A 19,410-nucleotide genomic window follows, 5' to 3' on the forward strand; every position below is an offset into this window, starting at 1 on the left:
ATCCGTCACGCGGACAATCCTCAGGTCTGACCAACAACACATCATCATACGGCGTAGTCGCCGCCGACCAGCAGGCTCTGGACGCGCGGATGGGGTCCGTTTTTCTCGATTGCGTGTTCGATGCGCGCTCGTATCGATCGGTATTTATACAGCATCTTACGGTCGAAGCTTATTCCGCGATACAGCGCGTTGTAAATCGGATGTGCTTTGCGCAGGTCGACGTAGACTTGGCTTTCCTTGTCGGTCCATGGAAAGAAGGTGCCATGCCACGGCTTCGGATGCGCCATGTAATGGACGATCGACAGGGAGGACATGTTTACCAGATGAAGGAACTGTTTGGGGAAGTTCCAGCGGTTCGATACGAGTATAAGCGATGAACCGCAGACATAATTCAATGCGCCTTGATCATGTTTGCCCTCGCAGGCCTCGGGGTTTTTAGCAAAAAGCTCAAGCGCCTCCTGCCCGATCCAACCGTTGCGGTGGAATTTCAGCACCCCTGCGTTGAAATAGTAGCTGCTCTTTCCAGTGTCGAGGAAGTCATGGATCGCGGTGTAATCGCGCGCCGCGAAAAACCTGCCCTCGGGCACAGTGGCATTTTCGAGCCGACTGAGATCGCTGACGATCTGGGTATCTCCATCGAGATAGATGATCTGGGTATAGTTGGCAGGCAGGATCTCGCAAAGGACCAGCTTGGCCATGGTGCTGACGCTGATGCGTCCCTGGAAATGCGAACTGTCGAGCTTGCCGAGCGAATCCCGCAGCGCGTCGGTCGCATCGATCAAGTCGACCCGGCTCGTTGCCAGCAGGGCTTTCAGCTCTTCGAAATTATCGAGATGTTCCGACATGAGGACGCAGACATCTGTCGCGGGGCTTGCAAATTTGCGAGCCTGAAGTGCGGAGAGAATGGTCGGAAATGAATACTCGACATCCGTGACGTAGACGACGCACTGATTGTTCATGTCATCACCCTTCCGATTGTGCGCAATACGAATGAATCGGCATTGACTTGCCCGTCGAGGGAACGATTGAGAATTGAGCCGACGGGTCTGTCATATGAAGGCCCTGTTCGGTATATATAGCCGGTGCTCAGCGCCGCAGAGCTGAACGGGTGTCTGGCCGCCGGCGGTTTTTATGTGTTTCATTGTTGAGATATTCGCCATGAAGAGTGCCTTGCCTGTAAAAAGGCTGTGTTTCGACATCGTGTTTCGCGGTACGACGGTCGGTACCGGGACCCTTGTCGGAAAGCAGAGGGAACGGGAATTGTCATGCTGATCACCGCAGTCGTGGCAGCGGTGATATCGATAGCTGCCGGAGCTTCCATCCGTGCCTGGGCTTTCGCAATTTTCGCCTTCCTCGTGGCAATCGGCTTCGGCAGCGTGGTTTTCAGCGACGGCTCCTCCATGATCGCGGCCATCCTCTCTGCCATTGCCATCCTCGCACTCATGGAAGTTGGCTACTTGGCAGGCGTGTTCGTTTCGGGGTTTGTGCGGCGTAGTGCCAGGCAGCGGCAAAACAATTCCGTCGCAGATAACGTCGCGGCCACCAGAGAGCGCCAGCAGAGCTGATTTTGACATAGAATCCGCAGAATAGCCTTCTGGGGACGGTTTTGCGCGATCGCGTTCGGCCGACGAATTGCTATTACCGGCAATGTTTGAAAGATGCGGCGCGGCCGGCCGATTCCGAACCGGCGCGGGCATGCCGATGGCTCGACGAGACCATCTCGCGCCATGGCGAAACTGCAAGGCGGGCGTCATCGCGTTGAAAACATCGGCGCTCTCATCTGAGATGTCGATGTCTCCAGTGGGGTCCGGTTGGCAAGCGATCGGGTCGCCTGTCGTGGCGAGATATTGGTTGTCGCCAGGCAACCGGCCGCCAGGCCCGCCGTGGTGCTGAACAGCAAGCCGAGATCGGTACCGCTTCCTGATATCGATGCCGAGGCGACCTGGGCTATCGATGCCATAATTGCGGCGTTTCCGATCGCGTGCGTTTTCCGATCGCCTGATATGTGGCGGCCGGACGCCCTCACAAGGCTGTACAGGAAGGTGGCGAAGAGCAGAGTGCCGGTCAAACCGACATTAGAGAGCAGGGCTGCGATAAAACTCGAAGCTCGAACCGTGCCGAGCCCGGCGCCGAAGGTAGCGGTGTCGACGAATGCGATCAATGCCAGCGTATTCCAGGCGGTCCGCTCTTCGCCGGATTGCGATTGGAGCTTGTCCGATAAGGTCGTGTTCACAAGGCCGGCGATGGAATCCCACGCGTCGGGGACAAGGCTGAGTGCGACGATGGCGCAGGGGATCAAGAACAGCGTGATCACCAGGAGTGTGACATGCGGCGTCGTAGCCGGCCCCCCGATCAGCCGTTTCAGGCAGAACAGCACGAACATGCAGACGACGAAGATGCCCGCGATATAGGCGGTCGTCGACGTGCAGAGGACGATCGTCGGGCCGATGAAGATCGTTGCAAGTCCCGCCATTCGGCTTTGAACACGCTCCAGCCAGAGCATGAGCGTGAAGGAAAAATAGGCCAGTGCGACCGCGCCATACATGCTTGCTTCGGGAAAGGGGCCGACAATGCGCTTGAAGCCGCTGATCGTCTCGGCCGTATGCATCGTATAATTTGCGTTCCTGATGACATCGAGCAGGTAGGACTGGCCGGTCAGGAAGGTTCCGATATCAATCAACGCCAGGGCAAAACAGACGATTGACGCCACGATCAACTGCTGTGCGATGAAACGGGCATATCCAAGTCTTGCAAGCCCTGAAACGAGGGCAAAGCAGGCGAGGTCGCCGAGCAGATAGACAGACTGGCTGAGATTGGACGAACCCGGCGCCAGCGGCGCGGCTACCGTCGACATCATGCCCGATGCGTCTCGTGCCGAGGAATAGACGAGGGTTGCGCCGGCAAAAATGCGGGGCAAGAAGAAAGACGATGCCACGGAAAACAGGATGTAGGTGGCAAACCAGAAGCCGGGGCCTGGATAGGCGAGGCTGGTCAGTATGGCCTGCGTTTGAGCCGGGCGCAGCAGGGCGGCCGCAACGAGAAAGAGCACCAGAAGATGGCTCGGCTGGATGCTGCTGCTGCCGAGCGCCGGCAATTGGAGCGCCGCTGCGGCGCCCAAGAGCGTCGACAGGCAGAGGGTCGCTATAGAAAAACGCGCGCCGTTGACCATGGTGAGCAGGCCAAGCAGCAGAATGAGGAAGCCGATCGGTTCTATCGACATGCTTCAGATCCCGATCCGGAGGACGAACGGCCAAGGCATCGGGTTTGCCGAAAACCGGTATCCGGCTTTCGGCGCGATGCTTGAGGCGAAAGCCGCCTGTTGTCATCGATGATCACAGCCGCCCCCTAATTCGCTCCCGTCTGGGATATCCAGCCGGGAGCCGCCTGATTGTCTCCGGCGACATTAGACAGCGGGACTGCCGAGCTTTGCTGCTGCGGCGCGGACTGCAGTTGCAGTGGAGGCGGTGGCGTCTGAAGGTCGGTGTCGGTGTCGGTGTCGATGCCGATTTCGACGACATCATGTGGCCGCAAGGTGGTCGTCTCGTCCGCCTCGATGTTGCGATAAGTCCCATCGTCGTTGCGACGCACGATCCGGTAGTTTTTCTGTGCTCTGCCAAGACCCGGCATGTCGGTGTTCATCTGCGCGAGTTGAGCGCTGTATCCGGCCTGTTCGCCGAGGAGTTGGGCCACCTGGATGTCGATTGCCGCCCTGCCGATCGCGAGATTGACCTGATTCAGCAGTTCCTGGTTTTCGCTGTTCTGCCTGTTGGCGATGTTGATCTTCGAGCGATCGGCTTCGCTGAGCCCCTGGCGAGCCGTGGTCAGGGCGACCTCGAGATCGATCAGCGTACCTTGTGCATCCGCCGCCCAGCGGTCGACCGAGACCTGACGGGAATTGCTGACCAGGCCCTTGCTCACCAGACTGTTGACATTATCCAGTTCCTTCTGCGCAAGATCGATCTGCCGCTTCTGCGAATTGATCTTGGCTTCGAGCGACTCGACCTGCTGGCCGTAGAGACGCGCGAGGTCGCTCGCCGCGTCGATCTGGCTCTGGATATCGACGCGGCGCAGCCGCATCAGGTTCAATTCCTGCGCCTTCAGCTTGTCCACATCGGGCGTTCCGACGAGCTCGGCAGGGATCTCGAAACTCTGTTCGCCGGCAATTTCGGCACGCAGCCGCGCCTGGCGCATCAGAAGATCGCGCCTGTTGAGAATGGCCGTTCGATAGGCGCCTGCAGCCTGGATCCGGTCGCGCTCGAAGACGGTATTTTCCTCGCGATCCCGAAGGAAGCCGCCGGCAATGCTGACGGCCTTCATGACCGTCATATCTGCCTCAAAAGCATAGCGCCCGGGGGTCTGCACGGTTCCGGTTACGAAGATCGGCGCATGCTGGGCGATCTCCAGGGCGATGAACGGTTTTCCCGGCAGTTCGGCCTTTTCGGACAGTGCGCCGGCGATCGCATCGGCGACCTGCTGCGTTGTTTTCCCGATCGCCTGCACCTGGCCGGCGATCGGGATCGACAGATTGCCGGCATCGTCGACGGCATAGGTCCCGTCGAGCGCCTCCCAGCTGGCATATCGGGAATCCGACGATCGCCATTCAACGACACGCAGTCTCACCTGGTCTTCCGGCACAAGAGTGTAGTTTTCCGCATGGGCGACGCTCCAGCCGGTCATGCAGGAGAATACCAGCAAGGCAAGGGCGACGGAGACGAGGCGATCGGACAAGGATGTGTGCTGCATTGTCTGCTATCTCCGTTTCGTTGCGATCGATGGCGACGGCATCTCGCGCGGCGAAGGATTGCCGAACTCGAGAATGCGGGACGGAGAGGTACGGCCGACAACAAGATCGGACAGCGCCAGAAAATTTCCGTTCAGACGTCCCCAGCGGTCGATCAAGCGGTCATTGAACAAGAGGCCCCGCGTATTCGCCAGGATGTTGCGGCCGATCTGGACGACGGCACGACCCCTCGACATCGTGCCCTTCCGGATCAGATAGACGGGATTGGCAACCTGCGAATAGCCGAGCCTTCGCCCGGGCTGGCGCCCGGATCTGACACCGAGATGCACCCCGCGGGCGCCTTCGACATGCACGGACCTGCCATAGCGGGCGATGGACCGGCTGAAATCGACATCCTCGAGCCAGCCATAGAGCGGCAGCTGTTCGTCAAAGGCCAGCGCGTGCTCGAGAACGGGTGAAAGGCGAACTGCCATGTTGCATCCGTAGGCGTTGTAGACCTCCGTCACCTGCTCGGTTGCTTCGCCCGCAGTATCAAGAACCTGCAGGGCCTTTGACATGCTGAGGCCACCATCGAGGACACCGTCGGCCAGGACTTCGCCGGTGGCGATCGCCACGTTGGGGTTAGCCGCAAAGACGGCCGCCATCCGGGGCAGGAAGGTCGCGGCGGGAATGAAGTCATCGTCCAGGAAGATCAGAACATCGATATCGAAAGCGGCAGCCTGGATGATCCGGTTGCGCTGAGAGGTCAGGCCGCGGCTGCCGACGATGACTTCCACATCGCAGCGGTCGGCGAGCCCGGCGGCATCGTCGATCGCGGGCACGCAGACGATCAGCCGCTCCGCCTGGTTCGGCAGGGTGGTCAGATAGTCGACCGTCTCCCGCAGTATCGAGGGGCGGCCCGCCGAGGCGATCCCCACGGCCATTCGCAGTGGATGGCTTGCGCGCTCCGCCATGGCTTCAGGTCCGCAAGGGACAGGCGCCGGCCCGATCGACCCGTCCTGCCTGGTTGCTTCTGCCGAGGGGGAGGTCATGACTGCATTCTCTTCGGCGCATGGTTGATGATCGCCCCGAGGATCTCCGCGCCGACATTCCGCAGCGTGTCGATGACGCGCATGGTATCGTCGATCGAAGTGTGCCCGTGCGAGGTCACCACGAGGACACCGTCCAGCTCCGACGCGATCGCATTGGCATCCGGCGACGCGGAGAATGAGGAGATATCGACGAATATGGCGTCGAATTCCTTTTTCAGGTCGGCAAAGCTCAACTGCGTGCGGCGGGAACTCAGGCGAATGGCCGGCGTCACCGCTTCGACCTTGCCGAGAGGAAGGAATTTCAGCGTCGGGGTGAGCGGCAATGCCGCCGTCTGAATCAGCTCACCATTGTCGAGAACATCGACTAGGCCTGTGGAACTATCGGGCGCGATAGATTTGCTGAGCGAGGATTTCTGCGCGGCCGCATCGATCAGCAGCGTGTGCGCCCCTGATATCGACGACAGCACCGCAAGTTCGCATGCTATGGTCGATGCGCCACTGCCGGGATTGACGGCGACTATACCGATGACGACCCGGCGTTTGCGCCGAAGACCGACGACCGTCGCGCTCAATTCCGCCATGCCCGGAATAACAGGATAGGCGGCTGTGTCGCTACTGCCGGTGTCGGCGGCGAGGAAACGCGCGGGGTCTCCATTCCGGCTCTTCCTCGATGTCGACAGCAAAGTGACGAAGGGCAACCCACCGGCTTCCGCGATCTGATGGGGGCGGACGATCCGGCGATCGCCGGCATGCCTGATCATGGCAAGTGCCAGGCCGGCGCCAAGACCAACCGCCGCCGCAAAGGCGATGATGAGCGTGCTGCGTGGTCTCTCCTTCGAAAGAGGCAGCGTGGCTCGTGAGACGATCGTCGCATCGGACACCGGGTAGGTGATGCGCTGCTTGGCTTCGGTCAGCTGGTTCAAGGTATTTTCATAGAGGGTGCGGCGAGCGTCCGTCGCGCTCTGCAGTTCCGCAAGCTTGAATTGATCGCGCGGATTGCTGGTGAAGCTGGCCAGGGCGCTGGCAGCTTCGGCCAGTCCCCGTTGCTGCTCGATTACGAATTTTGCCAGCCAGTCGCTATATTGCCGGGAAGCATTGGCCTTCATCGCGATATTCTTCTGGATATACTGCCTGGCGAGCGTGTCGGCGATGTCGACTGCCTTCTGAGGGGTGGACGCTGCCGCCGATATCTCGATGATCGTCGAACTGCCGATCCGGCGTACTCCCATCATACTCTGCAGAGTGGCGATCGCCCGATCGTGGGTCCGCTCCTCTTCCGTCTGCGGTCGTCTCTCACTCGGGGCTGCGTCTGCCGTTTCCTGAGATGCGTCCGGTTCTGAAGAGATTCCCATCAACCAGTTCTTTGCCCTGTCCTGCAGCGAAGGCGTCTGATCGACAAAGTCAGGATCGGTGTCGAGACCAAGGACTCTTACCGTTCCGCTGACGACATCGCTGGATTTGGCAATCTCCAGTTGACCCTCTATGAATGCGTCTTCCGCGAAAGCCCTCTGGGCTTCGGAGCCGCTCACCTGGGGGAAGATCACAAGCTGCGTGTTGGCAACGAAAGTCGGCTCGACGGTCAGCAGGTAGCTCCCTGCGATTGCGAGGAAGGCGATCGTCGTCGTCACAATCCACAGCCAGCGCATTCTGAGAAAGAACAGCATATCCCGCAAGGTCAGCGGCGAATTCCCGCCAGTGGCTGCGGGAGGCAGAGATATCGGAGAAACACCGCTGAAGATCGTGCTCGAGGTCATGTCGTCCTATTCCAAAATGGCGAAATCACGGAGTCACCAGGCACCGGGTGACCGGGTGCTGGCAGCTTGGAGGGGACGGGGGAGTAGCGTGTCTTCCGATTTCAGGCATGATCGGCAGCCCTCCCCCTGAAGGCTCAGTACGAGCCACGCTGCGAAAACAGGGCGGGAATTGTCTTGGCAATGATGACGAAGTCCCGGCCGAGCGACCAATTGTTGAGATACTGGACGTCGAGGGAAACCCGGTACTCGTAGCTGACATCATTGCGCCCGCTGGTCTGCCAGTGACCGGTCAGGCCCGGGCGGACGGCCATGTAGGCCCATATATGCTCGCCGTAGCGCGGCAGTTCCTCGGCGGTGATCGGCCGGGGGCCGACAAGGCTCATTTCGCCGCGCATGATATTGATCAGTTGCGGAAGCTCGTCGATGCTCGACCGCCTCAGAATCTCGCCGACGGCCGTGATTCTCGGATCGTCCTTCAGCTTGCGCGTCGCTTCCCATTCGCTTCGCGCAGCCGGGTTGTTTTCCAGCAATTCGGCAAGCTGAGCACTCGCGTCGGTCTTCATCGTCCGAAATTTGAGGCATCCGAATGGCGCTCCGCCGACCCCGATGCGCGTATGGGAATAGAAGACCGGGCCGCGGTCGCTCATCTTCACGATCAGTGCGACGAGCAACAGAAGCGGGGAAAGCAGGATCAAGGCGATAACGGCGATGAAAAGGTCTATCGCGCGCTTCGACGATCTGCCCGCTGCACGGGGCCGGGACGAATGGAGATCGCCGCCTTTCGCGGGCGGCCGCCCAACACGCGACCAAGCCTCGAAACTATGTGCTTCCCATGTCATCGGTGGTCTCCAAACATTCCGATTAAGAACCGTTGAAAGTTTGCTGCGCCGCACCCTGGTTGTCTGTTACCAAGGTCATAATCCTTAACAAATTCTTTATGCTACTAACCGGCATTAGTGAATTCCAACTACACCCAATAGCCTTATTTTCATATCTAATGACAATCTAACCTACTTCATGGTGATTAATAGGCGCAGATTCATTTACAGCTTTGATATGATCATTTCGATTGTTGCTGATTTTTAATTCACCAAGACTGTTTAATAAGCATGTGTCATTGATTGAACGATGGTTTTGTGGTTTCGCCGAAATTTTGATTGCAATTGATAATGTATCTTTTGCTTCTCAACCAAATGTAGACTTTGTCTTTGCGTTATCTCTTGCCGATGTTATTTGACTCTCATATTAAGACAATATAAATGATGCAGTGCAGCATTGCCTATGGTTATTCGAGTACTGGGAGTTGTGCGCATGGACGGGTTGACACACGCATCAGATCGCAGAGCCGGCATCGGCAAGGCGGCGGTACCGGCTAACGGCGGCATTCATCTCAACAGTCGCATCGTCATTGACGACGAATTTCTTTCCTGCCGATCGAGCGTCCGACGTTTCCGGCGCGGCGAGGTCATCGCCGGGGCCGGCGTTCTGGTCGATACGTTTGCGCGCGTACAGTCGGGGGTGGTCAGCGCAAGCACGATGCTACCCGACGGCAGGGAATTCATCGTCGAGATCATTCCGAAATCGGGCCTTATCGGCGAGCTCGAGGTTCTGCGCAGGCAGGCCTTGAGCCTCGAATACCGAGCCGGTTCCAACTGCGAACTGCATTTCTTCGAAGGCCGGCTGCTGCGCGACATGTACGCCAGCGACCCCAGCTTTCGCGAAAAGGTCTTCTCCAGGGCGCTGGCGCGTATTTCAGAGCTTGAACTCCGGATCATTGCAAATGCGGCGTCGAGCCTGCAGTCGAGGCTGGCCAGTACGCTGCTGCGGCTCTCCGCCGTATATGGAAAAGATGCGGCAAACAGCGGGGACGAGCTGGTCATCTCGCAAAATGACCTGGCGGCGACGCTGCCGGCGTCCCGCGAGAAGGTCAATCAATGCCTGAGGCGCCTGCGGGAAAGCAAGATCATCGACGGCGGGCAGGGCAAGATCCGCATTCTCAACCGCAAGGCGCTGGAGGCCTGTGCCAACGCGGTTTCGGTGAAGTGATGGGCTCATCGCTCCCCGAGGCCCCTCGATCCGCTGCTAGCTTCGGCCGCTTTCCCCGCCCCGGCACCACAAAAATCGATCGCGTCGTCATCATCGACGACTACTCGGTGGCCAGAGGCGGTGCAACAGCGCTTGCGGTGTTGTCTGCCAAGCTTTTTCGGGGACTCAGCATCCCTGTAACCTATATTTGCGGGGATGACGCCGCCAATGCGGAGCTTGCCGCACTTGGGGTCTCGATGGTCGGGCTGAACAGCCGCGACCTGCTCAGCGCCGAACGTGCCAAGGCTTTCGTGACCGGCATTCACAATGGCGCCGCCGTCCGTATGGTCGCCAACTGGATTGCCGCACAGGACACCGCCAACACCGTCTATCATGTGCATGGCTGGCACCAGATCCTGTCTCCGGCAATTTTCAGGGCGCTGATGCCGGTCGCCAGGCGATGCGTGGTTCACGCACACGATTTCTTCACGGCCTGCCCCAACGGCGCGTTCTTCGACTATCAGGCGCAGGAAATCTGCCTTCGACGTCCGGTCGGGGGAAGCTGCATCGCAACGGCCTGCGACAAGAGAAGTTATTCGCATAAATTGTGGCGGGTCGCCCGCGGCTCCAATATCCTCCGGCGCCTGAAGGATCAGGCCGATTTCGGCCGGATAATTCTGCTGCACGAGAAGATGGCGAGCTTTCTCGTCGGCGCCGGCTATCGACCGGAGCGGCTGACGACGATCCGCAATCCCGTCGCTCCTCTCTCCATCAAACGCATCGAGGCGGAGGCCAACGACGAGTTCGTCTTCATCGGGCGGCTGGACGAGGAGAAGGGCATAGAAGACGCTGTGGCCGCCACGCGCAGAGCCGGCGTCAGGCTCTGCGTGATCGGGGACGGGCCGCTGATGCCGTTGGTCGCAGCGTCAGGAAATCACGTCAGGGCCTTGGGCTGGCAGTCGCATGGGGAGATTGGCCCGACCATCCGCAAGGCGCGTGCCCTGTTGATGCCTTCGCGCTATCCCGAGCCGTTCGGCCTCGTCGCTATCGAAGCAGCCAGGAGCGGTCTGCCGGTCATCATGTCGCGCAGCGCCTTTCTCGCCGAGGAAATGGAAAGAGCCGGCATGGCGCTTGCCTGTGATACGGCTGACGAAAGCGCCTTTGCCGAGACTTTGGCGCGATTTAGCCAGATGCCGAGGCATGAGGTCCGCGCCATGAGCGAGCGGGCTTTCCGGCTGTCGCCGGATCTCGCCTCGACACACGAAGAATGGCGCGACGCGCTTCTTGCCGAATATCACAGCCTGATTTCAACGAATGTGGTTCCCGAACTGACAGACGGTGTGGCGATACAAGGAGTATTCAGTTGACCCTTAAAGCAACAACCTCTCTTCCTGACGCGAGAGCATTTCTTGGTGATGCGCCTGTGATGGCGAAAAGACGCGTCGCGGAGGCCGGAAGCGCAAGCGAAACCAAGCAGCTGCGGGTTGCCATCGTGCATTACTGGCTCGTTTCGATGCGCGGCGGCGAGAAGGTCGTCGAAGAACTGTGCCGCATGTTTCCGCAGGCCGACATCTTCACCCTCGTCTGCAACCGGGATCGCATCAGCGATTTTCTGAAGACGCGGAACATCCGCACGTCCTTCCTGCAGAAGATCCCCGGCGCGCAGCGTCATTATACCAAGATGCTGCCGCTGATGCCCTTCGCGCTCGAGCAGTTCGACCTGCAGGATTACGATCTCGTGCTGTCGAGCGAATCCGGACCCGCCAAGGGCATCATCACACGCGCCGACGCCCTCCACGTCTGCTACTGCCATTCGCCGATGCGCTATATCTGGGATCAGTTCCATGTCTATCGCCATGGCCTTCCCTGGGTGGGCCGCGCGTTGATGTCGATCACCGCGCCCATGCTGCGCGCCTGGGATGTGACGACGTCCTCGCGGGTCGATCTGTTCGTCGCCAACTCCGATTATGTCGCAAGCCGCATCCGCCGCTTCTACGACCGGGAATCCATCGTCATCCATCCTCCCGTTGCGACCGATGATTTTGCGGTGGGGAAGGGGAAAGGCGAGTTCTATCTCTATGCGGGACAGCTGACCACCTACAAGCGGCCGGATATCGCCGTTCGCGCCTGCACCGAGGCCGGCCGAAAACTGGTGGTGATCGGCGAGGGCGAACAATTGGCTTATCTGAAGTCGATTGCCGGACCGACCGTCGAGTTTCTCGGCCATCAGCCCTTCAACGTTCTGCGCGATCACCTGTCGCGATGCCGCGCCCTGTTGTTTCCGGGTACCGAAGATTTCGGCATCCTGCCGGTGGAAGCCATGGCATCGGGGCGGCCGGTCCTGGCGTTCGACGCCGGCGGCGCCAGGGAAACCGTTTCCTCGCCGCAGGTCGGCTTTCGCTTCGCGGAGCAGACCACAGAAGCTCTGCTGGAAACGATGGCGGCGTTCGAAGAGGTGGAGGACGATATCGATCCGCATGCGATCCGCGCGCACTCGTTGAAATTCTCTTCCGCCGTGTTCCGCGACCGTCTGTCCGGCCTGATCGAGCAACAACTATCCACCCATGGCGACCGACCCGCCGACGTCTTCAGAAGACGGCCGGGCTGACGGGAAGAAGCGGAGCCGCCTGCGTTGCCGCCGCGACCGAAACCGTCTCTCAAACCCTCGACGAGGAATAAATAAACAGACCATGTCAAGCGTATCTCAGAGGACGGCGACGGCGAGCATCTGGACCATCAGCGGAAAATTCCTGGCGCGGATGCTCGATTTCGTCAGCCTCCTTGTCCTGGCAAGGCTTTTGAGCCCCGCGGATTTCGGCCTGGTCGCCATCGCGACCTCGGTGCTGGTCATCGTCGAGACAATTTTGGACCTGCCGCTGACGCAGGCCCTGATGCGTCAGCCGTCGCCTTCGGACGATATGTTTGCCACGGCCCTTACCCTCAGCCTGCTTCGAGGCGTGGCCATCAGCACGCTGATGATGATCATCTCCTGGCCGATGGCGCTGATCTATGACGATTCCCGGATTTTCTCTCTTGTCGCCGTGCTCTCCATCGCGCCTGCCATGCGCAGTGTGATCAGCCCGCGCATGGTGTTGTTCATGCAGCGGTTCGATTTCAAACGCGAGTTCGCACTCGATCTCATCACCAAGGGGTCGACACTGCTATTCGGTGTCGGGGTGGCGGTCGCGACCGGCAGCTATTGGGGACTGGCGATCGGCGCGGTTGCAGGCCCGACCGCCGCGGCGATCACCTCCTATGTCTTTGCGCCGATGCGGCCGAGGTTCAGCCTTTCCGAGTGGAAGCACTTTCAGGACATGATCAGCTGGAACACCGTCTCGCAGGTACTGAGTTCGATCAACTGGCAACTGGACCGGCTGCTTTTGCCGCGCTTTACCGGCTTGTCGACGTTCGGCGCCTTCAGCGTCGCCGACAACATCGCCGGTATTCCATACCAGACCTTCGTTGGGCCATTACTGCGTCCGCTGATGGCGGCATTCTCGACCGTCGATGACAGTCGCAATCTGATCGCGGCCTATCTGAAGGCGACGAACGCGATCACCTTCGTTGCCGCGCCCATCCTCCTCGCGCTCGCTTTTCTTGCCGAGCCGTCCGTACGCATTATCGTCGGCGAGAAATGGGCATCCGCGGCGCCGATTCTACAATGGCTGTGCATCGTCAGTCTGCTCGGTCTTCCCACGAACATGATGCCGCCATTGGCTATGGTCCTGAACAAAACCCGCTATCTCGCTCTCCGGATGTTTGCCGAGTTCGCCGTCAGGGTTCCGGTCACCATCCTGGGCGTTGTCTATTTTCAGGTAGCAGGAGCATTGGGTGCGCGGATCGTGGCGGTGCTTGTCGCCTATGCCGCATCGCTCATCATCACGCGGCGGCTGATCGGCGCGACGTTTGCCGCTCAGTTGTATGCCTTTTTACGGCCTCTGGCCGCGAGCTTGCCGATGATCGCTTTCCTGCTGTGGATCGAGCCGATGCTCTCCGCCATGCCTGTCGGCCTCAACCTTGTCGTCAGCCTGGCGCTTTGCGGCGGGGCGGCAGTAGCGATCTTCTGGGCCTTCGCGCTGCTCGTGTGGCAGGTTGTCGGTAGACCCGACGGCATCGAGACCATCGTCGTCCAAAGGCTCATGCCGCGACGAAGCGGGGTTCTCACTTCATGATCGAAACAAGTGCAGTCCAACGATTGGTTTGGCGTTTTCGGAGGAGCAGAATGCGTTACAAGGTATCTTCTAAGGCTTTTGGTTTGCTCATCATCCTCGGACTGGGGGCGTTACCCGGCCAACCGAGCGTTGCCCAGGAGCCGCTCAATATCAATGCCTACCAACTGACGTTCGAGGAGAGTTTCGACAGCCTCGACGTTTCGGCCTGGGGAGAGAAAAGCTCTCGCTGGATCGCCCATACGCCCTGGAACGGCGATTTCGGTGACGCCCGTTTCACCGATCCGGCCCCCGGCTTTCCGTTTACCACCGATCAGGGAATTCTGAAGATCGAAGCGCGCAAGGAGGCCGATGGAACCTGGCGTTCGGGCCTGTTGTCGTCGGTGAACCCGAAAGGCCAAGGATTCTCGCAGCAGTTCGGCTATTTCGAAGCACGGATGAAGCTGCCGCCGGGCAAGGGCGTCTGGCCGGCCTTCTGGCTCATCGGGCTCGACCGGTCGAAATACACCGCAGAGATCGACGTCCTGGAATATTATGGACGCGCGCCCTACGAATTCAGCATGGGCTTTCATATCTGGCGTCAGAGCCAGGGTGGCCAGAACACCACCGGTGGCCATTGGCAAACCGTCCAGGATGGAATTTTGAACAGCGAATATCACACCTACGGCGTCGATATCCAAGCTGACAAGACGAGCTTCTACCTCGACCGCCAGCTCATCTGGAGCTTCGATACGCCGAAGGAGTTCCATATGCCGTTCTATCCGCTGGTGAACCTGGCACTCGGCTCAGGTTGGCCGATCGATGAAACGCCGAATCCTTCCATCCTGCTCGTCGACTATATCCACGTCTACCAGCGGAAGCCCACCGACGCGGCGAATTGAGCAGGGGACGGGGATAGTCGTTCCGTCGCTAACGGCCGCAGCTGAGGCCGGTTTCCGGATCGAAGAGATGCATTGCCTCCTCGTCGAAAAAGAGGGTGAGCTTTTCGCTGTCGCGGATCGGCGTGCGCGGCGGCAGGCAGGCCATCAGGCGCTGATTTCCGGCAAGGACGGTAACGACGAGTTCCGGGCCGGTCAGCTCTGCGACCTCCAGGTTTGCCTCGATCGACGGGCCGGTGCCGCCCGTGCGAAGCGCCTCGGGACGGATGCCGAGGATGAGGTCGCGGCCATTGCCGGCCGTCTCGCGGAAACGGGCGGGCAGGGGCAGGCTGGGATCGGAGCCTGAAAGCGCCAGACGATCGTCACGCACTGTTGCCTTCAGCAGGTTCATCGGCGGCGCGCCGACGAAGGTGGCGACATAGAGTGTTGCCGGATGGTTGTAGATCTCCTCCGGTGTGCCGAGCTGCTCGATGCGGCCGTCGCGCATGACGGCAATGCGGCTGGCCAGCGTCATCGCCTCGATCTGGTCATGGGTGACATAGACGACCGTCGTCTTCAGCATCTGATGCAGCCGCTTGATCTCGGTGCGCATCTCCATGCGCAGCTTGGCGTCGAGGTTGGAGAGCGGTTCGTCGAACAGGAATACCTCAGGCTTGCGCACCAGCGCGCGGCCGATCGCGACGCGCTGGCGCTGGCCGCCGGAAAGCTGGCTCGGCTTGCGGTCGAGCAGGTTTTCGATCTGCAGCAGCTTTGCAGCATCACGCACGGCCTTGTCGCGTTCCGGCGCCGGCACCTTGCGCATTTCCAGGCCGAAACCGATGTTCCGGTGCACCGTCAGGTTGGGATAGAGCGCGTAGGATTGAAAGACCATGGCGATATCGCGGTCCTTGGGATGCACGCCGAGCACCGAGCGGTCGCCAATCCTGACATCGCCGCTCGTCGCCTCGGCAAGGCCGGCAATGATGTTCAGCAGGGTGGATTTGCCGCAGCCGGAGGAACCGAGCAGCACCAGGAATTCGCCGCTTTCCAGCGAGATGTCGATGCCTTTCAGCGTCTCGACGTCGCCATAGGTCTTGCGGATGTTCTGAATTTCGAGTGCGCTCATCGCACTGGCTCCTGCAGGTGTATCGGGCCGCCATAGTTGCGGGGAAGGGTGGAAATGGCGCGCGAGGCAACCTCGGTTCCCGCCATGAGGCAGGAAACCAGCGGCGCATCGCTTGCGAGCGCGGCGAGGAAAGCGGCGTTGAAGACATCGCCGGCGCCGATCGTATCGACGACCTCAACGACGGGTGCGGCCACCGAAACCAAGAGGCCGTCCGGCCCGATCGCGATGGCGCCGTCCGGCCCGCGTTTGACGACGACGATCGCACCCTCCGGCATATGCGACCTGATGTGACGGGCGGCCTCGATCGGATCGGCGATGCCGGCAAGCGTCGTCGATTCAACCTCATTCAGCAGCGCGATGCCGCTGCGGGAGAGCCAGGCGCGTGTCGCCGCGCAATTCTCGTCTGTCCAGCCGTCGAGCGGCCAGCCGGTATCGAGGGCGATGGTGATGCCGTGACTGTCGGCCCAGTCGAGCAAGGCGTCATATTCTCTCGTCAGATCGTCGGTCAGGAACGAGCCGCAGAGAAGGGCATAACCGCCCTGAAGCCTCTCGCCCTCGATGACCGCGAAGACATCTGCCAGGCTGAAGCGCGGCAGGTGACCCCTTGTGGTGAAGAAGGTGCGTTCGCCGTCCGGATGGGTGATGCCGACGGAGAGTGTCGTTTTCTCATGACGCACCGGCCATTTCTCTGAACGGCGGCCGAAGGCTTCTCGCAGCCAGCGGCCGAACTGGTCACTGCCGATGTTGGCGGCGATCTCGAATTCGACGCCAAGCGCTTGCCAGGCGAGCGCGCTGTTGCCGGCTGCTCCGCCGACCCGCAATTCGTCATGGTCGACGATGATTTCCGTCCCGGCCTTCGGCCAGGGGGCGGCCGGTCCAAGAATCAGGTCGACATTGACGTTGCCGATGACTGCAAGTGGCCGCATTCATTCGCTCCGGGTGATTTTGGTGGATCGAACAGGCGTTCCGGCATTCTCCACGCGAGTATCGGCAAAGGCGATCATCAGCCGCTGGGCAACCGGCAGCATGGCGAAGATCGTGGCAAGGCCGGTTGCAGGGGCAAAGCGGATCGTCACTGCGCCGGCGACCGGCGCTTGCCCGGATGCGTCGAACAGGATGACGGGGGCGCCGGTCTCGACGGCGGATGCCGCCATTGCGGTGACCAGGCCGGCCGTCTCGTCCGAGCCGCGGAAGAGCACGACGCCGATCTCCGGCCCCAGCATCTCCATTGGTCCGTGACGCAACTGGCCACCCTCCAGCGAGAAGCAGGGACGACGCGACAGTTCCGTCAATCCGAGCGCCAGCGCCTCGGCGACACCCTGCAGCCGCCGGCCTGAGGTGACGACGGTCGCGACGTTTTCGAGGGCGGCGAGGGCGTCGGCGATGTCCTGGTCTTCAGGCGCCCTGAGGACGGCAAGCGCGGCGCCCGGATCTTCTCCGAGGGCGGCAAGGATTGCCAGATGCAGGGCGAAGGTTACCGTCAGGCTGCGGGTGGCGGCGAAGGCAAGCTCGGTGCCGCCGCTACCCACCAGCGACGGGGTCGTTCTTGCAAGGAAGGAACTGCCTTCGAGCGTCAGGCCGAAGGTCTCCGCCGTGCCGCCGGTCTCGTCGAACCAGCGCACGACCTCGGCACTTTCGCCGGATTGCGAGGTGACGAAGATCGTCCTGCCGCTGATCGGCAGCGGCTGGCCGAGCTGCTCGGACAGCGGCAAGGCGAGGGCATCGATGCCGAGCGCGCGGTAGAGCGGCTCGACGGCACGGTTGACGGCGTGCGAGCCGCCCATGCCGATCAGCAGCAGCCGGCCGGTTTTCTTCAGCGAGGCGGCGGCCCTGGCCGCCATCGGCCGGGCAGCTTCGTAGGAGGCGATCGCATCGACATGCTGGCGCGCCATTTCGCGATCGATCGCGGCAAGTCCGGCCGGCCGGATTGTTTCTTCTGTCATGTTCATCCCTTGACGCCGCCGCTGGTAAGCCCGGAAATCAGGGCGCGTTGCATGACGAGGCCGATCAGCACGGGAGGCAGGGCGGCGAGCACGCCTGCCGTCGCGATCAGTCCGTAATCGGAAACGCGGCCGCCGGCGAGATCGGCGATGGCGACGGTCAGCGTCTTGGCGCGCTGGTCCGAGGTGAAGAGCAGCGCATAGAAGAATTCATCCCAGGCAAGCAGGAATGCAAAGAGGCTCGACGTCGCGACCACGGGGGCGGCGAGCGGCAGCGTGATGATCCGCAATGTCTGGAACAGGCCGGCGCCGTCGATCATCGCGGCGGATTCAATCTCACGCGGGATGGAATCGAAGCCCGATTTCATCAGCCAGGTGGTGAAGGGCGCGAGAATTGTCAGATAGACGAGGGCGAGGCCGAAGACGTTGTTCAGCATGCCGAGATGGGAGAGGCTCATATAGAGCGGCACGGCGAGCGCCACCGGCGGCAACATGTAGGTGGCGATCACCATCGACAGCGACCAGCCGACGGAAGGCGTGCGCGACACCGCCCAGCCGGCCGGAATCGCAAGCGCGATGGCGGCGATCGTCGCCATGCCCGCCACCTCGATGCTGTTGCGCAGCGATGAGGTGAAGGCGGCGCCGGCGCTGTTTTCGAGCGTCGAAAGCAGCACGGCGTAGCGCGAGAAATCCGCCGTCTGCGGCCACCAGCGCAGGGGTTTTGCGGCAAGATCGGCGGCCGGCGAGATGCTCATGATGAACAGCCACAGGATCGGCGCCAGGATGACGGCGGCGAGCAGCAGCGCGCAGAGATGGATGAAGGCGGAAAAGAGCGGGCTCTGGCGTTCCATCAAGCGGCACTCCCGGCGGTCTTGCGCACCAGGGCGGCGTAGCCGGCGGCAAGCAGCGTCACCAGCAGCGTGACGATCAATGCCAGCGAGGCGCCGGAGCCTGCCCGCTGGAAGGAGAAGGCTTCCTGATAGACGAGGATCGACAGTGTACGCGTGCTGTTGGCCGGGCCGCCGCGGGTCATGACCCAGATGATGTCGAAGACCTTGAAGGCTTCGATCGTGCGCAGCACCAAGGCGACCATCAGCGGGCCGGCGAGATAGGGGAGGATGACGAAGCGGAAGCGGGCGAAAGCACCGGCGCCGTCGACCAGCGAGGCGGCGGTGATGTCGCGCGGCACGGCCTGAAGTGCGGCCAGTGCGATCAGCGCCACCAGCGGAAAATTCTTCCAGCAGTCGGCGACGATGAGGGCTGCCAGCGCCGTGCCCGGCTCGCCGAGCCAGGAGCGGTAGGCCTCCAGCAGACCGAGTTGGGTCAGTGCGGCATTCAGCGCGCCGTATTCCGGATTGTAGATCAGCCGCCAGAGCGTGGCGTTGACGACGGTCGGCAGTGCCCAGGGCAGGATCATCAGGGCGCGAAGCACGGTGCGGCCGCGAAACTGCTGGTTCAGCAACAGCGCCGCCAGAACGCCGATCACCATTTCGGCGGCGACCGAGATGATCGCGAACCATGCGGTGGTGATCAGCGTGCGCTGGAAATTCGAGCCGGAGATCATCTTGGTATAATTGTCGATGCCGACGAAGTTTCCTTGTGTGCCGACGAGCTTGGCATCGGTGAAGGAGAGACCGATAGTATCAATCAGAGGCCAGCCGATGACTGATATCATCACCACGAGAAGCGGCAGCATCAAAAGCCACGCGCGGGTTGTCAGCCAAGTGCCCGACATCGAGGCGACCCTTCTTCATTCATAGGTTATCG

General features: G+C 61.0%; 17 protein-coding genes. 6 read left to right on the plus strand and 11 right to left on the minus strand.

Annotated features, from left to right (window positions below; genetic code table 11):
* Positions 1-44: 44 nt before the first annotated feature.
* Positions 45-959, minus strand: a complete 915-nt coding sequence (locus tag EEQ99_RS26585; RefSeq protein ID WP_097544937.1) for a glycosyltransferase family 8 protein — start codon at positions 957-959, stop codon at positions 45-47.
* Positions 960-1,265: 306 nt separating this feature from the next.
* On the opposite strand from EEQ99_RS26585, the gene EEQ99_RS26595 reads away from it, so the two are divergent.
* A complete protein-coding gene (locus EEQ99_RS26595) occupies positions 1,266-1,565 on the plus strand; it encodes a hypothetical protein (RefSeq protein WP_047618555.1) in 300 nt (99 codons plus the stop codon).
* Positions 1,566-1,750: 185 nt separating this feature from the next.
* Here the strand turns inward: EEQ99_RS26595 and EEQ99_RS26600 are convergent, their stop codons facing one another.
* The 5 genes from EEQ99_RS26600 to EEQ99_RS26620 form a co-directional block, all read right to left on the minus strand.
* Positions 1,751-3,220, minus strand: coding sequence for a hypothetical protein (locus tag EEQ99_RS26600; RefSeq protein ID WP_127431342.1), 1,470 nt, complete (start codon positions 3,218-3,220; stop codon positions 1,751-1,753).
* Positions 3,221-3,345: 125 nt separating this feature from the next.
* Entirely contained in the window at positions 3,346-4,743 is a 1,398-nt protein-coding gene (locus EEQ99_RS26605; protein ID WP_097595694.1) for a polysaccharide biosynthesis/export family protein, read from the minus strand.
* Positions 4,744-4,749: 6 nt separating this feature from the next.
* Positions 4,750-5,772, minus strand: coding sequence for a glycosyltransferase family 2 protein (locus tag EEQ99_RS26610; RefSeq protein WP_174824504.1), 1,023 nt, complete (start codon positions 5,770-5,772; stop codon positions 4,750-4,752).
* The gene (locus tag EEQ99_RS26615) at positions 5,769-7,526 is read right to left on the minus strand and encodes a GumC family protein (RefSeq protein ID WP_047618564.1); all 1,758 of its coding nucleotides are present in this window, start codon (positions 7,524-7,526) and stop codon (positions 5,769-5,771) included. The genes EEQ99_RS26610 and EEQ99_RS26615 overlap by 4 nt, the downstream gene beginning before the upstream one ends.
* 134 nt (positions 7,527-7,660) lie before the next feature.
* Entirely contained in the window at positions 7,661-8,365 is a 705-nt protein-coding gene (locus EEQ99_RS26620) for a sugar transferase (RefSeq protein ID WP_028756174.1), read from the minus strand.
* A 472-nt stretch (positions 8,366-8,837) separates the two neighbouring features.
* Here EEQ99_RS26620 and EEQ99_RS26625 point away from each other — a divergent pair, with 472 nt between their 5' ends.
* The 5 genes from EEQ99_RS26625 (at position 8,838) to EEQ99_RS26645 (ending at position 14,601) form a co-directional block, all read left to right on the plus strand.
* The gene (locus EEQ99_RS26625; RefSeq protein ID WP_063474360.1) at positions 8,838-9,572 is read left to right on the plus strand and encodes a Crp/Fnr family transcriptional regulator; all 735 of its coding nucleotides are present in this window, start codon (positions 8,838-8,840) and stop codon (positions 9,570-9,572) included.
* Positions 9,569-10,918 carry a glycosyltransferase family 4 protein gene (locus tag EEQ99_RS26630; protein WP_174824505.1) on the plus strand — a complete coding sequence of 450 codons (1,350 nt, stop codon included), beginning with the start codon at positions 9,569-9,571 and terminating at the stop codon, positions 10,916-10,918. The genes EEQ99_RS26625 and EEQ99_RS26630 overlap by 4 nt, the downstream gene beginning before the upstream one ends.
* On the plus strand, positions 10,915-12,159 hold the full coding sequence (locus EEQ99_RS26635) for a glycosyltransferase family 4 protein (protein ID WP_063474362.1): 1,245 nt from the start codon (positions 10,915-10,917) through the stop codon (positions 12,157-12,159). The genes EEQ99_RS26630 and EEQ99_RS26635 overlap by 4 nt, the downstream gene beginning before the upstream one ends.
* 82 nt (positions 12,160-12,241) lie before the next feature.
* Entirely contained in the window at positions 12,242-13,723 is a 1,482-nt protein-coding gene (locus EEQ99_RS26640) for a lipopolysaccharide biosynthesis protein (RefSeq protein WP_127431344.1), read from the plus strand.
* A 50-nt stretch (positions 13,724-13,773) separates the two neighbouring features.
* The gene (locus EEQ99_RS26645) at positions 13,774-14,601 is read left to right on the plus strand and encodes a glycoside hydrolase family 16 protein (RefSeq protein ID WP_097544930.1); all 828 of its coding nucleotides are present in this window, start codon (positions 13,774-13,776) and stop codon (positions 14,599-14,601) included.
* Positions 14,602-14,629: 28 nt separating this feature from the next.
* Here the strand turns inward: EEQ99_RS26645 and EEQ99_RS26650 are convergent, their stop codons facing one another.
* The 5 genes from EEQ99_RS26650 to EEQ99_RS26670 are packed head-to-tail and all read right to left on the minus strand — an operon-like array spanning position 14,630 to position 19,378.
* Complete coding sequence (locus EEQ99_RS26650; protein ID WP_127431345.1) at positions 14,630-15,703, minus strand: ABC transporter ATP-binding protein; 1,074 nt, start codon at positions 15,701-15,703, stop codon at positions 14,630-14,632.
* Positions 15,700-16,629: a PfkB family carbohydrate kinase gene (locus EEQ99_RS26655; RefSeq protein ID WP_097544928.1), complete on the minus strand. Its 930-nt coding sequence runs from the start codon at positions 16,627-16,629 to the stop codon at positions 15,700-15,702. Before EEQ99_RS26655 ends, EEQ99_RS26650 begins: the two co-directional genes overlap by 4 nt.
* A complete protein-coding gene (locus EEQ99_RS26660; RefSeq protein ID WP_097544927.1) occupies positions 16,630-17,652 on the minus strand; it encodes an SIS domain-containing protein in 1,023 nt (340 codons plus the stop codon).
* Complete coding sequence (locus EEQ99_RS26665) at positions 17,649-18,494, minus strand: carbohydrate ABC transporter permease (RefSeq protein WP_025570024.1); 846 nt, start codon at positions 18,492-18,494, stop codon at positions 17,649-17,651. The genes EEQ99_RS26660 and EEQ99_RS26665 overlap by 4 nt, the downstream gene beginning before the upstream one ends.
* Positions 18,494-19,378, minus strand: a complete 885-nt coding sequence (locus EEQ99_RS26670; protein WP_127431346.1) for a carbohydrate ABC transporter permease — start codon at positions 19,376-19,378, stop codon at positions 18,494-18,496. Before EEQ99_RS26670 ends, EEQ99_RS26665 begins: the two co-directional genes overlap by 1 nt.
* Positions 19,379-19,410 lie beyond the last annotated feature (32 nt).

The organism is Rhizobium anhuiense (genome assembly GCF_003985145.1).
GTDB lineage: Bacteria > Pseudomonadota > Alphaproteobacteria > Rhizobiales > Rhizobiaceae > Rhizobium > Rhizobium anhuiense.